Origin of the sequence: Vallitalea pronyensis, assembly GCF_018141445.1 — a bacterium.
In the GTDB taxonomy this organism is placed as follows: Bacteria; Bacillota; Clostridia; order Lachnospirales; family Vallitaleaceae; genus Vallitalea; species Vallitalea pronyensis.
The window spans coordinates 1,273,151-1,288,556 of record NZ_CP058649.1 but is presented as its reverse complement, the minus strand read 5'-3'; the positions used below and the strand labels follow the sequence as shown (position 1 = coordinate 1,288,556).

The window sequence follows — 15,406 nt, the reverse complement described above, 5'->3', positions numbered from 1 at the left end:
TTTTTCATGATTTTATCTTGATATATTTTCACATGTGTTATATGATTATCACTAAGGAAATCGAAAGGCTGTTCATTACATGAATAGGTGGTGTGGATAATATGAATATAAATGAAAAATCCCTTGTTTTACATGAAAAGTGGCAAGGAAAGTTAGAAATCGTTGCCAAGTCAAAAGTTGATAATAAAGATGCTCTATCCATCGCTTATACCCCAGGTGTTGCAGAACCTTGCCGTCGCATACATGAACATAAAGAAGATGTGTACAAATACACCTTCAAAGGCAATACAGTTGCGGTTATCTCCGATGGTACAGCTGTATTGGGTCTAGGTGATATTGGCCCTGAAGCTGCCCTGCCTGTTATGGAAGGAAAAGCTGTTCTATTTAAGGAATTTGCTGGCGTCAATGCCATCCCCATATGCCTTGATACAACAGATACTGAAGCAATCATTAAAACCGTAACCTATCTCGCTCCTACCTTTGGGGGTATTAACTTAGAAGATATTGCCGCTCCCCGATGCTTTGAAATTGAGAAACGCTTAAAAGAGACCTTGGATATACCTGTTTTTCATGATGACCAACACGGAACTGCCATCGTGGTATTGGCTGGCGTCATTAATGGGTTAAAACTTGTGGATAAAAAAGCCGAACATTGTAAAGTGGTCATTAACGGGGCTGGTTCAGCAGGTATTGCTACATGCAAACTCATGCTTGAAGAAGGCTTCAAAAACGTGCTCATGTGTGATAAGAGTGGTATATTATATGAAGGTGCACCTAACATGAATTGGGCTCAAGAGGAAATTGCCCGGATAACAAACCCGTCTCAGGATAGAGGCTCATTGGCAGATGCACTTGTGGATGCTGATATCTTTATTGGCGTGTCTGCACCAGGTATTGTGACAGAAGAGATGGTTTCTACCATGCATCCAGATGCCATTGTATTCGCCATGGCTAATCCCGTTCCCGAGATTATGCCAGACTTAGCCAAAGAAGCAGGTGTAAGGGTTATGGGTACAGGTCGCTCTGATTTTCCTAACCAAGTGAATAATGTCCTAGCTTTTCCTGGTATCTTTCGTGGTGCTCTTGCCTGTCGTGCTAAGCAAATTACAGAGGAAATGAAGCTTGCTGCTGCCTATGCTATCGCTTCTATGGTACCTGATGATGCCATTTCAGAAGAATATATATTACCAAAACCTTTTGATGAAGGTGTATCGGATCGTGTGGCTGAAGCCGTTATTTTGGTCAATAAAAAACATTAAACATTTCATATGTAGCTTCTGTTTGACATTAACTGACCACGGGATTAAAAAAATAAACATCTAATAGAGTATGATTAAATGGTATGTCAACTTTCTATAGTTGACATTCATCCTACGTTATATTATATTAAAAGTAGTATATTTAGATAGTCGTCTAAATACGTTGTAATAGCTTTCTCTTTCATTCTCAAAAGTAGATAAATAAAAGCTATGACACAGGAGTGATACCATGAATGATGTTTTTAAAGCTTTATCTGATCCAACGCGTAGAAGGATCTTAGAATTATTATATGAACGCGATATGACTGCTGGCGATATAGCGGATTCTTTCAATATTAGTAAACCCTCTATCAGCCATCATTTGAATATATTAAAAAACTCCAAGCTTGTTTTTACGGAGCGTCAAGGTCAAAATATTATCTATTCCCTTAATACCACATCATTTCAATCCATTATAAAATGGTTCTATGATTTTACTGGAAAGGATGATTCCCATGAAAAAAAATAACATGGTGATTATACTGTCACTTTTATCCCTTATAGGTACATTCATCATTTACAATCGATTACCGGAACAAGTGCCAATGCATTGGAATATGCGTGGTGAAGTGGACCGCTATGATCCTAAATACATGGTGCTTATTATTGGTGCTCTACCACTTGCACTGGCTGTCCTAAAAAAAGTGTTACCGCATATTGATCCTCGTAGAGATAATTACAAAAAGCATGGTCCAGCCTATTCCAAAATTATTTTTTTCACAACTTTATTTCTTATTTTAATCAATTGGACAGTTATTGCTATTTCCCTGGGAGCAAACCTTAATATTGATCTGATCGTTCCTGTAGGTATTGGTGTATTATTTATCATTATGGGTAATTATATGCCACAATTTCGTCATAACTATTTTGTAGGTATTAAAACACCCTGGGCTTTAGCTGATGAGGATAATTGGAAGAAAACCCACTATATCGGTGGTTATGTGTTTATGATTGATGGTCTTCTTTTTATTATAAGTGGTTTAATCAGAAGTGAAACGGCTATCACCGTTCTTTTAATCCTTATGTTTATCAGTATTGGCTATCTCTATGTGTATTCTTATTTACTCTATGCTAAAAGCCAAAAATCCAAATAAATACAATCCGTCATGATTGTATGTACACGTACATGTTTTCATTTGAAAATTTTGCGTTTTAAACAATGAAATATTTCCATACCATGTATTGTCCCACTTTTTCTTTTTCTTATGAAGAAATTAAAAAAAGTGGTTTTTTTTGTTTGTTTATTTCAATGGCTCTCGCATATATTATCTATATAGACAAAAATAAAAGGGTGAATTATATGACAGACATCATAAGCGAAATTGAACTAGAAAATAAACTCAATCAATTCAGAGATGTACTCATTAATTACGATTACTCCGACATTGACAATGTTATTTTTTTTGATATACAATCCCTCAATCATTACATTGAACATTATAAAGGTAATCCTTTTGAAAAACAGTATGACGCCATAGAAAAGATTTTGGACAGTATCTATTCCTACTTGCCTGGAAGCTTACCAGATGATACAATTAATGTCATATCTAAGATTCTCAATGTCAAATATGGTGATGAGACCATTGTAAAACAAAACGTTTTGTTTAATATAAAACTGGAGTTCATTGAAATGGTTAAAAATATATCAACAGAAGCAGAGTGGCGTCAATTAGTGGCCTTGTGTAAAAAAATTCGCTCTACAAAAGAAAAAGAAAGATCAGAAGGAAGTGGCACACCTTATGAATTATTGGGGAGATAAACCCTATCATTCACTTAATCACTATTTAAAAGAACTGTATGGGGAAAAAGTCTATAAAATAGCCATTAATGGGGGCTTTACATGCCCAAATCGTGATGGAAAACTGGATACAAGAGGTTGTATATTCTGTAGTGAGGGTGGGTCTGGTGATTTTGCATCATCCCCATCCTTATCCATATACGATCAAATTGAAGAAGGCAAAAGACGGTTGGCTTCTAAGAAAACAGGCCATAAGTATATTGCCTATTTTCAGGCTTATACCAACACCTATGGTTCCCTCACACATCTTGAAAAAACCTACAAAGAAGCACTCTCCCATCCAGATATTGTCGGCTTATCCATTGCTACAAGGCCCGATTGTTTAGATGACCAGGTTATAACCTTGTTAGCAGGTATGCAGACCAAGAAAAAAATTTGGGTAGAGTTAGGTCTTCAAACCATTCACCCTGAGTCTGCCGCCTTTATTCGTCGGGGTTATGACCTTGCATGTTTTGAAAAGGCTGTTCATCAATTAAAACATGTCTATATCGATGTGGTTGTTCATCTTATATTGGGACTACCCCATGAAACGCCCCAACACATGCTAGAAACCATTGACTACATAGCTAACCAACCTGTACAAGGTGTGAAGCTACAACTCCTTCATGTCCTAAAGCATACAGACCTTGGGGATTATTATCTTAAGGAGAACTTTCATATCCTAACCCAACATGAGTATATCAACCTACTCATTGATTACATTGAGCGCTTACCACCAAGGATGGTCATTCACCGCATAACTGGCGATGGACCAAAGTCTTTATTAATTGCCCCTAAGTGGAGTGCTAACAAGCGTATGGTCCTAAATGAGACCTTAAAAGCATTTCGCCTACGTCATGCTTATCAAGGTCGATTATATGCTTCTAACACACCTGTAGAATCCTTTGCCGAGCCTTTACGAAATTAGTCCGGTAGAAAGTTATTGTAAATTAACTCTTGTTTATTTTCTCTTTTTCATATAGAATAGTTGTAACGAAACCATATGAAGTATTCGATATAATAGATACCACTATATATTGTGGTCTAACTGGAACAACTCACTACTTGTCGTTATCTTGTTTACAAAAGTGGTTTAGAGGAGGATTTTTATGAAGGGGTCAAATCACGAACTAAGTGTTAATAAGCTAATCATTTTATATATGATTGATCAATTAAATATTCCCATGTCTTACACGCAGATATCGGAGTTTATCTTAGCCCATGAGTATACCAATTATTTTTCTTTGCAGCAGTACTTCTCAGAACTTGTGGAGACAGAACTCTTAGCAACGAAAGTTATTCATCACTCCACACGCTATTCTGTAACAGACAGCGGTAAACAAACCCTGGAATACTTCGAAAATCGAATACCTGAAAGTATTCGCGAGGAAATAATTGACTTTCTCAAGGATAAGAAATTAGAGCTGCGCAATGATTTTGAAATAACCGTTGAGTACTACCCCAAAAAGAATGGTGAGTACACGGTTAATTGTGTTGCCAAAGAGAAAAAAGACCTTTTAATGGATTTAAAGATTAATGTGGTATCCAAAGAACATGCTTTACGTATCTCGGAGAATTGGAAAAATAACTCCCATGAGATATACAGTAAAATTTTAAACGAATTATTGAAATAATAATAGAGGCTATCCCATTCAAGCAGTGACATTACTTGTATGGGACAGCCTCTATTTTTCATATTATGATGGGTCAATAAGGCTATCAAGCACTTCCCATATTTTATCTTTACCTTGTTTTGTTGTGGCTGAAAAAGGTATGATATTATGGATGTCTTCTACACCTAATGTTTTCTTAATGACACTCACGTGTTTTTGTATCTGGCTTCTCTTTATCTTATCAAGTTTCGTTGCTATAACCAGTGGTTCAAATCCATTGTAAACCATCCAATCATACAGCATGATATCGTTTTTTCCTGGTTCGTGACGTATGTCCACTAACAAGATGATATGCTTTAATTGCTCACGTTTATGGAGGTACTCTTCAATGAATTTTCCCCATCTTTCTCTTTCTTTCTTCGATACTTTTGCATAGCCATACCCTGGCAAATCGACAAAATAAAGCTTTTCCTCCACATTGTAAAAATTAATGGTCTGTGTTTTACCTGGTTGTGAAGATGTTCTTGCTAGTGATTTTCGGTTGATGAGGGCATTAATGAGGGATGATTTGCCAACATTGGATTTACCTGCAAAGGCAACTTCAATCAGACCACTATCAGGAAACTGGGAGGCATTACCAGATACTACTTCTAGATTAACATGATTAACGTTCATAATTCGTACCTACCTCTCTTGTTACACTTAGATTAATTTACTGCTTATAAACTTATCAACAGCATCAAGTTTTATTCTATTCCTTATCCACAACCACCGCATGTTCTAATACTTCTTCCATATGGCTCACATAGATAATGCTCAATCCTCTTGTGATTTCTTTATCCACTTCTGACATGGTCTTTTTATTATCGATTGGTAACAACACTTTTGTGATACCTGCTCGTTTGGCTGCCAATAGTTTTTCTTTTAGACCACCAATAGGAAGCACACGCCCTCTTAGGGTAATTTCACCGGTCATCCCTACGTCATTTTTTATCGGCTTATTGGTTAAAGCGGATATCATAGCTGTGGCCATGGTTATACCAGCTGATGGTCCATCCTTGGGTACAGCCCCTTCTGGGATATGAATGTGGATATCTGTATTTTTATAGAACGCTTCATCAATGCCCAGTTCATGAGCTCTTGAACGAATATAGCTAATTCCAGCTTTTGCAGATTCTTTCATGACATCCCCTAGTTGACCTGTTAGTTCGAATTTACCTGTTCCTTTCATGGTATTCACTTCAATGGATAAGGTATCCCCACCAACAGCCGTCCAAGCTAATCCCCTTACAACACCAATTTGAGATTCCTCTGCGATACGATCAAAGGTATACATGGGTATACCCAAATACTTCTCAAGGTTTTGCTCCGTTATTTTAATGGATGATTTCACATTGGTTAAGACTTCTTTAGCGGCCTTACGACATATTTCGCCTAGTTTTCTTTCCAGGCTACGTACACCGGCTTCTTTCGTGTAAGCATTGATAATTTTTTTCAGTGCATTTTGACTGAAGGTTAATTGTTCTTCCTTTAATCCATGTTTTTCTTTTTGTTTCTCAATAAGATGTTCTGCGGCTATATGCATTTTTTCATTTTCTGTATAGCTTGTAACAGGAATGAGCTCTAATCGATCCAATAGAGGCCTTGGTATGGTCTGCACAGAATTAGCTGTGGCAATAAACAAAACATCTGATAAATCAACGGGTAACTCAATATAGTGATCCCGAAACTTATTGTTCTGCTCCGCGTCCAATACTTCTAATAGTGCTGATGAAGGGTCTCCTCTAAAATCCGTGCTCATTTTATCAATTTCATCAAATAGCATCAGTGGATTGCTTGAACCTGCTTGTTTGAGCCCGTTCACAATACGACCAGGCATAGCACCGATATAGGTACGACGATGTCCTCGAATCTCTGCTTCATCCCGAACACCACCAAGGGATATCCGAACATATTTACGATTTAGAGCTGTTGCTATGGACTTTGCTATGGATGTTTTTCCTGTACCTGGAGGGCCAACTAAGCAAAGGATAGGGCTATTGGTTTTACTGGATAATTTTCTAACTGCAAGATGCTCTAGAATCCTTTCTTTTACTTTCTTAAGACCGTAGTGGTCTTGTTCAAGTATTTCCTCTGCCTTGATCATGTCTTTTGATTCTTTGGTTGTTTTATTCCAAGGTAATTCTAAGAGGCACTCAATATAATTTCTTACAACAACACCTTCTGATGAACCATTGGGGATTTTTTTAATACGGCCAATTTCTTTTTCAATCTTATCTTTGACCTTTTTTGGGGCTTTTAATTTGGTTAACTGACCCATATACCCTGCAATTTCTTCACCAATACCGTGCTTGTCTCCTAATTCATCTTGTATGACTTTTAATTGTTCTCTTAAGAAATATTCCTTTTGGTTTTTATCAATCTTCTGTTTGACCTGTACTTGAATATCTTTTTCAATACGACTGAGTTCTGTTTCATTTTTAAGGATAGCAATGGTAAGCTTTAACCGTTCCACTTGATCCACTTCACTTAGAATCATTTGTTTGCTTTCAAGAGGAATGTTAATATTGGAGGCAATACTGTCTGCTAATTTACCAATATCTTTTATAGCCAGCATGTTTTTTATGGTCTCCGTTGAATATTGAGGGTTCACCTTAGAATAGTCTTCTAAACACTTAAATGTAACACGTAAAAGGGCTTCCTCTTCTTCTTTACTGCCGCCACTGGCCTGATGACTTCGTTTATCAACAACTGCTATAATAAAAGGCTCCTCTGTGACGAAGCTCTGTATTTCTCCTCGCTCCATACCTTCTACCAATACTCTTATGATATTACCAGGCAGTTTAATTAACTGCTTAATCTTTGAAATGGTACCAAAAGTGTATAGATCATCAGTCACTATTTTTTCTTCTTTTGGGTCCTTTTGAGCCACTAAAAATACCAGCTGCTCATTGGTCATAGCTTCTTCTAAAGCATTAATGGATTTTTTTCGTTTTACGTCAAAATGAATAATTGTGTTGGGTAGTACATTAATACCTCGTAGAGCTAATAAAGGAATGTGCATTATCGTATCATCCATTATGTATCTCTCCTTTATTTATCATTAATATTGCTTAAAACTTTCTATATCTTGGTATCTTATATCACAAAAAAGTGTACTGAAAATAAACAGTGATCATACCCTGTGTAAATGCATTCATGGGTGTTTCCTATACCAGAACTTTCTTATAAGATAAACAAATAATTCCCCCTACAAAGCAGGGGGAATTAATAAGGACACCTTATTCCTAAGCTGTTTCATCTTCATTTTTGCGTTTCGTCCGCTTTTTTGCTACTGGTTTTTTTAGAGATTGAATATTTTCATTAAGCACAAGTTGAGGTTTTTCTTTATGCTCAACAGCATCTTTTGTAATGACACATTTTTCAATTTTATCATTTGAAGGGATTTCAAACATGACTTCTGTCATAATCTCTTCTAAGATTGCTCGTAGACCCCTTGCCCCTGTTTTTCTGGCAAGTGATTTCTTCGCAATGGATATGAGCGCATCTTCTTCAAATTCCAATGCCACTTGATCCATATCAAAGAGTGTCTTATATTGCTTAACCAGTGAATTCTTTGGTTTGATAAGGATATCCACCAATGCATCCTCTGTTAAATTATTAAGGGTTACATTAACAGGTATACGCCCAACAAACTCTGGAATAAGCCCAAAACGAATAAGGTCTTGTGGTAACAAGGCTTTGAGAGTATCACCCACTTGCTGATCCTTTTTACTAACAACCTTCGCACCAAATCCTAAGGATTTATCGCCTACACGTTGTCCAATAATCTTTTCAAGACCATCAAAAGCACCTGCACAAATAAATAAGATATTTGTTGTATCAATCTGTATAAATTCTTGATGTGGATGTTTTCTTCCACCTTGTGGTGGTACAGATGCAACAGTACCTTCTAATATCTTTAATAATGCTTGCTGAACACCTTCTCCACTCACATCTCTTGTAATGGATGGGTTATCCGATTTCCTAGCTATTTTGTCAATTTCATCAATATAGATGATGCCTTGTTCTGCCTTTTCAATATCAAAATCAGCAGCTTGAATCAAACGTAATAAGATATTCTCAACGTCTTCCCCAACATAACCAGCTTCTGTTAGTGATGTAGCATCTGCTATGGCAAATGGCACCCCCAACATTTTAGCTAATGTTTGAGCCATGTATGTTTTACCTGAACCTGTTGGTCCAACCATGAGTATATTACTTTTTTGAAGTTCAATATCTTCTGTTTTAAAATCGCTTCGTATACGTTTATAATGATTATATACCGCTACTGCCAATGTCTTTTTAGCATCTTCTTGTCCAATGACATACTCATCTAAGAAGGATTTAATTTCGATGGGTTTCGGTACATTTTCAAGTTCGCCAACTTCTTTATAATCTTGGAATTCTTCTTCAATTATCTCAGCACATAATTCAATACATTCATCACAAATATATACATTAGGTCCAGCAATTAATTTTCTAACTTGGTCCTGAGTCTTATGGCAAAATGAACATCTTAATTGTTTTTTATCATCATATTTATTAGCCATGGTTTCACCTACTTTCGGCTACCTTTTTTCAAATACTTTATCAATAAGACCATACTTCATAGCCGCCTCAGCTGTCATGAAGTTATCGCGATCAGTATCTTTTTCTATTACTTCTATTGGCTGACCTGTATTGTCGCTTAACATCTGATTTAATTTTTTTCTTGATTCAATAATACGTTCAGCATGAATACGAATATCTGATGCCTGACCTTGTGCCCCTCCAAGAGGTTGATGTATCATAACCTCAGCATTCGGTAAAGCAAATCTTTTGCCTTTTTCTCCTCCTGAGAGTAACACGGCACCCATACTAGCTGCCATACCCACACATATGGTGGATACATCTGGCTTAATGTATTGCATTGTATCATATATAGCCAATCCTGCTGTAACAGATCCACCTGGACTATTAATATAGAGATGAATGTCTTTGTCTGGATCATCGGCTTCTAAGAATAGTAATTGGGCAACAACAACACTGGCTGTTGCTTCTGTCACTTCTTCTCCTAAGAATATTATTCTATCTTTTAATAGTCTAGAAAATATATCGTAGGATCGTTCCCCTCTACTGGTTTGTTCAATTATATATGGTACCAAACTCATTCTATTTTCCTCCTCTATCTTTTATCTTACGCATTAGGTTTACTTATTATTACACTTCTTTTGCCTGCTCTACAATGAAGTCAAGGGCTTTCTGATTCTTGATATCATCACGAATAGAATCTCTATAATCGTCATTCATTTTTTCTGCTAACTCATCATATGACATGTTGTACATTTTAGCCATTTTTTCTAATTCTTCTTTTAATTCATCATCAGAAACATCTATGGCTTCTGCCCCTACAATAGCTTCAAGTACTAATCTAGACTTAATTCTCTTCTCAGCTTCTACTTTCATGCTATCTTTTAATGTCGCCATGTTCTGCCCTGTAAACTGGAAATATTGCTCTAGTGTCAAACCTTGTTGCTGCATACGCTGCGCAAAATCTTGTGTCATGTTTTCTGTTTGCATATCAATCATCGGATCTGCTATTTCCATTGTTGCATTTTCAATGGCTTTTTCGAGTACTGCTTCTTGTTTTTCTGTCTTGGCTGTCTTTTCTTTCTGCTCTAAAAGTTTTGCCTTAATATCAGCCTTATATTCATCTAATGTATCAAATTCTGAAACATCTTTTGCAAATTCATCATCCACTTCTGGAAGCTCTTTGAATTTGATTTCTTTAATTTTAACTTTGAACATCGCTGGTTTACCTTGTAACGCTTCACTTTGGTACTCTTCTGGGAATGTCACATTTACTTCTAACTCTTCATCAATATTTTTTCCAATTAATTGTTCTTCAAAATTATCAATGAATGAATGTGAACCAATGGTTAATGGATAGTCTTCACCTTTTCCACCTTCAAAGGGTTCCCCATCAACAAATCCTTCAAAGTCAATGACTACTTGATCATTGTCTTCTACTGCACGGTCTGTTATGGTTACAAGTCTTGAATTTTGCTCTCTTACTTTATCAATATCAGCTTGAATATCTTCGTCTGTTACTTCTACATTAACTTTTTCAACTTCTAAGCCTTTGTAGTCGCCAAGTGTCACCTCTGGCTTAACAGCGACTTCAGCTGTAAAGATCATCGCTTTACCTTTTTCTACTTGTTGTACATCAACATCTGGTCTTGATACCACTTGAAGATTATTGTCTTCTACTGCCTGATCATAAGCCACTGGGATTATGTAATTCGCAGCATCTTCATAGAAAATCTCTGCGCCATAAGTCTTTTCAATTAATTGACGAGGTACTTTACCTTTTCTAAAACCTGGCACTGTAATTTTCCCTTTGTTCTTGTTATATGCATGCTTCATGCCTTCTTCAAAGCGTTCAGCATCAACTTCAATGGTTAATTTCACCATGCTTTTTTCTAGTGTTTCTACATTTACGTTCATTATATAATGTTCCTCCTTAAATATTCATTGAAAGCCATGCTTTCAAATCTTTGATATTTTAAGCAACCAAAGTTGCTTTTTTTAATCATAATGGTAGTTTTATATTATAAAAGGGCATAACTATCCCTATTTAACCATTTGTATATTATACCATAGAGGTTATAAGAAATCTACATTTTTTTACGTATAATTTTATACTGATTTTATGGATATTTTCCTATTTTTATATGCATTTTCAATGACGGATAGTATCACATATACCTCTTTAAAGTATCGATTGGATTAATAGGTTTTATACATAGTATGCATACGTTTTCCAAAAATTACATATTCAGTATGTACAATATATGATTTAACTTATAATTAATAAAGCAGCTTTCATGAAAACCTAAAATAATAAACCAACCTAACTTCTTAAACCCGTCACAGAACACATGAAAAAAATCCCAGAAATGCTTCTAGGATTTTAAACGTTTGTACTTGTGAAATTATTAATAAGAACCACCAGACATAGTTTGCTCTTGTCTTTCGATCATTCTCTTAACCATTTCTCCACCTACGGAACCTGCTTGTGCTGAAGTTAATTCACCATTATAACCTTGTTTAAGGTTAACACCTATCTCACTAGCGATTTCATACTTGAATTTGTCAAGAGCTTCTTTAGCTTGCTTGTTGTATGCCATATATATCACCTCCGTAATGATAGTATTAGTAATAATCAAAAAAATACTATGGTAGTTGTAACCATTTTTTCAACCATTAATTACATATGATTTTAACCTTAAAATGCGCTATAATTTATTTTAGTAGGTAAGTGCAGATATCCTCTGAACATTATTTTTTTTGTATCTGCACATTTATCTAGGAAAAAAGGTTATGCCTTTTTCCATAGGAAGTTTTAGTCAAAGGACATGACTACTATTATTATGTGTATTAGGTTTATATAAATACTGCTCAATTTATATAACTAATATGAATAGACTATTATGTTATCATTCACCATGGTAACCGGCCATAGTCGGCTGCTGAATCAAATATGTTTTATACCGTATTTGATTCCTATGATTACATTATTATATTAAGTTAGACAGATCTAAATGGTCTTAGGTTTAACTTAATATAATGATGGATCCATCATAACTTATAATACCTATTATTTAAATCATTACAGGAGGTTATGTATGAGTACCTATTTAGACTACTTTAAGACCTATCTATCACCGAAACTCCAAGAGATAGATTTGTTTTTAAAGACGCACGAAAAAAGTGATATTGATCCAATTGAAGTAGAAAACTTACTCGACATAACGCGTTCAGAGATTGATCAAATCATGCGTCTTCATGAACTGGATTACATTTCTAAGCATAGCTTTTTTATTATTATGTGTAACGGTAGCAGTGATATATGTCAACTCTTTTCAAGAGAAATCAGTAGGAAAATGCCTAATGCCTACAGCCCCCTAGACATCTCTTATATCTATCAGATACCATATAATCATGTATTAGAAGCTACTGAGAAAGCTCGCATAGATGCCATTACGACAGATAATTTGAACGAATTGTTTTCTTACATAATATTATAGTTATAATTTATAATATATTTCATTTTGAAGTATATTATATGTCAATTAGCCTATATTTTTACATAAAACCCTCTATTTATAGAGGGTTTTATCAAAACTTATAAGAATAATGTATTATTTCTTATAATATTGTCAAATAATTAGTCTAATATAATCCATTCATTTTTTATTAATAACTTATCTAAAAATTAACATGTTATTGAGACAGAAGGTGTACCACCACCACCAACACCACCACTGGGAGGTCCCGCTTCATAATGAGGACTAATAATTGTATCTTGTTCGTTACTTTCTAATAATTCTTCTTCCCAAATTTGACTAATGATATCATTCATAACAACACCTCCTTTTGTTTTGTCATATACTAAACTAATTATTAAAACACCGATTTGTTATGTATAAAACAAACAATTCAATCATTTCAAATGGTGATTTATTGTGCTCATATACATACAAGCATTTTTTAAAATTTCTTTTTTAATTCTATCTCTATCCTGCACTAATATTTCATATTTTATTTTCTGTAAATTACTTCTCCAACCTAAGGTGCTTAAAAATATCTTTTTTTCCTCAACATCTATGTCTATACTAATAACCTCAGATATAATATCAAAAATAATCTTTCTATTAGAATAGTTTTCTACAATAAAAATTAGCGCTAATTCGAAATATTGCTCTACAAAATTAGCAACAAATTTTGAATTAAAAGGTTTTGTAATTACTTTTTCCAACGGTATACTTAACATTATAATAGCTACAAATATCTTAACTAAATATATATTGATACCTTTTGTCATTGTACATAAAATACTATTTTTAAAAGAATCTACATCGTTTTCTTTTGTAGAAAATATATTATAATTTTTAATACCTTGAGCTTCCATTAAATTATAAGCTTTAATAGCATTATCAACTATTAAATGAAAACCTATTTCTAAATATTGAGATTTATCTATTAATGTTTTCAAATCTTCTTTTGTAAGTTCATCTATATCTTTTTTTATATATATAAATTCATCAAATCTTTGATTAAGTTGATTATTATTGTATTTCAATAAAGGTATCTTATTATTTATATTATAATATTTATCCTCCTCATTATTACACAAATAATCTTCACGAAATATATTATTCAAATTACTAACTTTTTTATTAATATCATTCCATTTTCCAAATTTTTGATTTTCAAAGTTATAATAGTACTGCCCAAGTTTTGTATCAATAATTTTTATCATATTAATCTCCTATAAATATATTTTACCTAATTTACTTATAGCCTCAATATTATTAAATGCTTCACAATTAGATTTCAATGGATTTTTATTATTTATTAATATTGGTAGAGGACATCCTCCACCGCAAACTAATTTAAAACTACAATTTTTACATTCATCCATATTAAAGATATTCCTTTCCTTCATTTTCGAAATTATATCTTTATTAATTTCTATATTTGGATAAAAACTTGCTATTTTTGAACTATTTAATCCAAATGCCATCTGACAAAAGTAAACATTGCCGTCTGGGTCAAATTTGTAATTTGGATGTATATGACAATCACATGCATAAACTTTAGGTTTGTACAAAGTATTTATTTCTCTAATAATCAAACTATCTAATTTACCAAAACCTGGCATTAGAATTTTAGGGATTGTTACTATTCTATCATCATAATTTCTTAATTCTATCATTCTATCCATAAATTCTAATTCCGTATGGTTCACATTACAATTTACAAATAGATTCTGGTAATCATATATTCCAGTAATGCCTAGAGTTATATTTTTATTATATAGTAAATTTTCAGTATCTAAATAATCAAGCAAACGATTTATTTCAAATATAGAATTTGTATTAACTGTAATCTTTATATTAATTTTTAGATTTAACCTTATTGCTTGTTTAATACCTTGAATTATTTTATCAAAACCATTAATATATTTATCTTGATGTCTATTTTTATTATGGTAGTCTTCTACTCCGTCTAAGGATACTTTAATCAATTTAATTCTATCTGGACTTATTACCTTTAGAAACTCTAGTAAATTTAACCCATTTGTTTGTAAAATGAATTTAGAAGTAGGCCATACATTTTTTATATATTGTATAATATCTATGTTTTTAATGAGTAATGGTTCTCCTCCTGTTAATATAATTTGTCTAATTTCACCATTGTACTCTTTATTTTCTATGCTTTTAAAATACATTTTGTAAAACTGAGAAATATTATCTATTTTAGATTTAGTCATCATTTCTGATGGTTTATTTATTTTTTTTTGATAACAATATGTACAGTTTGAATTACAATCATAGGATAAAATTATAGTTGGTGTAAATGTAATTTCTTTATCTATATTATTTAAATTAACATTTTCTTTTATAGTACTTAAATATTTATCTTTTAATGATTTAGCAATAAATTGCTTCTCCTCATGCATTTTTTTGTAAAATTCATTATCTACTACTTCTTTTGATGTTTTATACTTTAGCGTTTTAAACTCATCCACTTGATTAGGACTTAAGAATCTCCTTCTAAAAGAAATTAAGTTCACTAATAAACCATTATTGTATTTATCTGTTAGTAGTAGATTATCATTAAAAATCATT

The 15,406-nt window shown here is 33.5% G+C and carries 16 protein-coding genes; 7 read left to right on the top strand and 9 right to left on the bottom strand.

What is annotated here, in order from left to right:
- Nucleotides 1-101: 101 nt before the first annotated feature.
- The 6 genes from HZI73_RS05380 to HZI73_RS05355 all read left to right on the top strand — a co-directional run bounded on the left by HZI73_RS05380 (nt 102) and on the right by HZI73_RS05355 (nt 4,709).
- A complete protein-coding gene (locus tag HZI73_RS05380) occupies nt 102-1,259 on the top strand; it encodes an NAD(P)-dependent malic enzyme (RefSeq protein ID WP_212697230.1) in 1,158 nt (385 codons plus the stop codon).
- Nucleotides 1,260-1,488: 229 nt separating this feature from the next.
- On the top strand, nt 1,489-1,767 hold the full coding sequence (locus HZI73_RS05375; protein WP_212697229.1) for an autorepressor SdpR family transcription factor: 279 nt from the start codon (nt 1,489-1,491) through the stop codon (nt 1,765-1,767).
- Nucleotides 1,754-2,392, top strand: a complete 639-nt coding sequence (locus HZI73_RS05370; protein ID WP_212697228.1) for an SdpI family protein — start codon at nt 1,754-1,756, stop codon at nt 2,390-2,392. The genes HZI73_RS05375 and HZI73_RS05370 overlap by 14 nt, the downstream gene beginning before the upstream one ends.
- 206 nt (nt 2,393-2,598) lie before the next feature.
- Entirely contained in the window at nt 2,599-3,057 is a 459-nt protein-coding gene (locus tag HZI73_RS05365) for a hypothetical protein (protein WP_212697227.1), read from the top strand.
- Entirely contained in the window at nt 3,038-4,003 is a 966-nt protein-coding gene (locus HZI73_RS05360) for a TIGR01212 family radical SAM protein (RefSeq protein ID WP_212697226.1), read from the top strand. Before HZI73_RS05365 ends, HZI73_RS05360 begins: the two co-directional genes overlap by 20 nt.
- 181 nt (nt 4,004-4,184) lie before the next feature.
- Nucleotides 4,185-4,709 carry a DUF4364 family protein gene (locus tag HZI73_RS05355; protein WP_212697225.1) on the top strand — a complete coding sequence of 175 codons (525 nt, stop codon included), beginning with the start codon at nt 4,185-4,187 and terminating at the stop codon, nt 4,707-4,709.
- 63 nt (nt 4,710-4,772) lie between these two features.
- Here HZI73_RS05355 and yihA read toward each other — a convergent pair whose 3' ends face one another.
- The 6 genes from yihA to HZI73_RS05325 all read right to left on the bottom strand — a co-directional run bounded on the left by yihA (nt 4,773) and on the right by HZI73_RS05325 (nt 11,899).
- Entirely contained in the window at nt 4,773-5,363 is a 591-nt protein-coding gene (gene yihA / locus HZI73_RS05350) for a ribosome biogenesis GTP-binding protein YihA/YsxC (RefSeq protein ID WP_212697224.1), read from the bottom strand.
- A 76-nt stretch (nt 5,364-5,439) separates the two neighbouring features.
- Nucleotides 5,440-7,767 carry an endopeptidase La gene (gene lon, locus HZI73_RS05345; RefSeq protein WP_212697223.1) on the bottom strand — a complete coding sequence of 776 codons (2,328 nt, stop codon included), beginning with the start codon at nt 7,765-7,767 and terminating at the stop codon, nt 5,440-5,442.
- Nucleotides 7,768-7,975: 208 nt separating this feature from the next.
- Nucleotides 7,976-9,280 carry an ATP-dependent Clp protease ATP-binding subunit ClpX gene (clpX, locus tag HZI73_RS05340; RefSeq protein WP_212697222.1) on the bottom strand — a complete coding sequence of 435 codons (1,305 nt, stop codon included), beginning with the start codon at nt 9,278-9,280 and terminating at the stop codon, nt 7,976-7,978.
- Between the two features lie 18 nt (nt 9,281-9,298).
- Nucleotides 9,299-9,880, bottom strand: coding sequence for an ATP-dependent Clp endopeptidase proteolytic subunit ClpP (clpP, locus tag HZI73_RS05335; RefSeq protein ID WP_212697221.1), 582 nt, complete (start codon nt 9,878-9,880; stop codon nt 9,299-9,301).
- Nucleotides 9,881-9,929: 49 nt separating this feature from the next.
- Nucleotides 9,930-11,216, bottom strand: a complete 1,287-nt coding sequence (gene tig / locus HZI73_RS05330; protein WP_212697220.1) for a trigger factor — start codon at nt 11,214-11,216, stop codon at nt 9,930-9,932.
- Nucleotides 11,217-11,707: 491 nt separating this feature from the next.
- Complete coding sequence (locus tag HZI73_RS05325; protein WP_212697219.1) at nt 11,708-11,899, bottom strand: alpha/beta-type small acid-soluble spore protein; 192 nt, start codon at nt 11,897-11,899, stop codon at nt 11,708-11,710.
- A gap of 498 nt (nt 11,900-12,397) precedes the next feature.
- Between HZI73_RS05325 and HZI73_RS05320 the strand changes: the two genes are divergently transcribed.
- Nucleotides 12,398-12,799, top strand: a complete 402-nt coding sequence (locus HZI73_RS05320; RefSeq protein ID WP_212697218.1) for a hypothetical protein — start codon at nt 12,398-12,400, stop codon at nt 12,797-12,799.
- Nucleotides 12,800-12,987: 188 nt separating this feature from the next.
- On the opposite strand, the gene HZI73_RS05315 is transcribed toward HZI73_RS05320, so the two are convergent.
- The 3 genes from HZI73_RS05315 to HZI73_RS05305 form a co-directional block, all read right to left on the bottom strand.
- The gene (locus tag HZI73_RS05315; RefSeq protein WP_212697217.1) at nt 12,988-13,134 is read right to left on the bottom strand and encodes a hypothetical protein; all 147 of its coding nucleotides are present in this window, start codon (nt 13,132-13,134) and stop codon (nt 12,988-12,990) included.
- A gap of 81 nt (nt 13,135-13,215) precedes the next feature.
- Nucleotides 13,216-14,034 (bottom strand): hypothetical protein, encoded by an 819-nt coding sequence (locus tag HZI73_RS05310; protein WP_212697216.1) that lies wholly within the window; start codon nt 14,032-14,034, stop codon nt 13,216-13,218.
- Between the two features lie 9 nt (nt 14,035-14,043).
- Nucleotides 14,044-15,405 (bottom strand): radical SAM/SPASM domain-containing protein, encoded by a 1,362-nt coding sequence (locus HZI73_RS05305; protein ID WP_212697215.1) that lies wholly within the window; start codon nt 15,403-15,405, stop codon nt 14,044-14,046.
- Between the last annotated feature and the right edge of the window lies 1 nt (nt 15,406).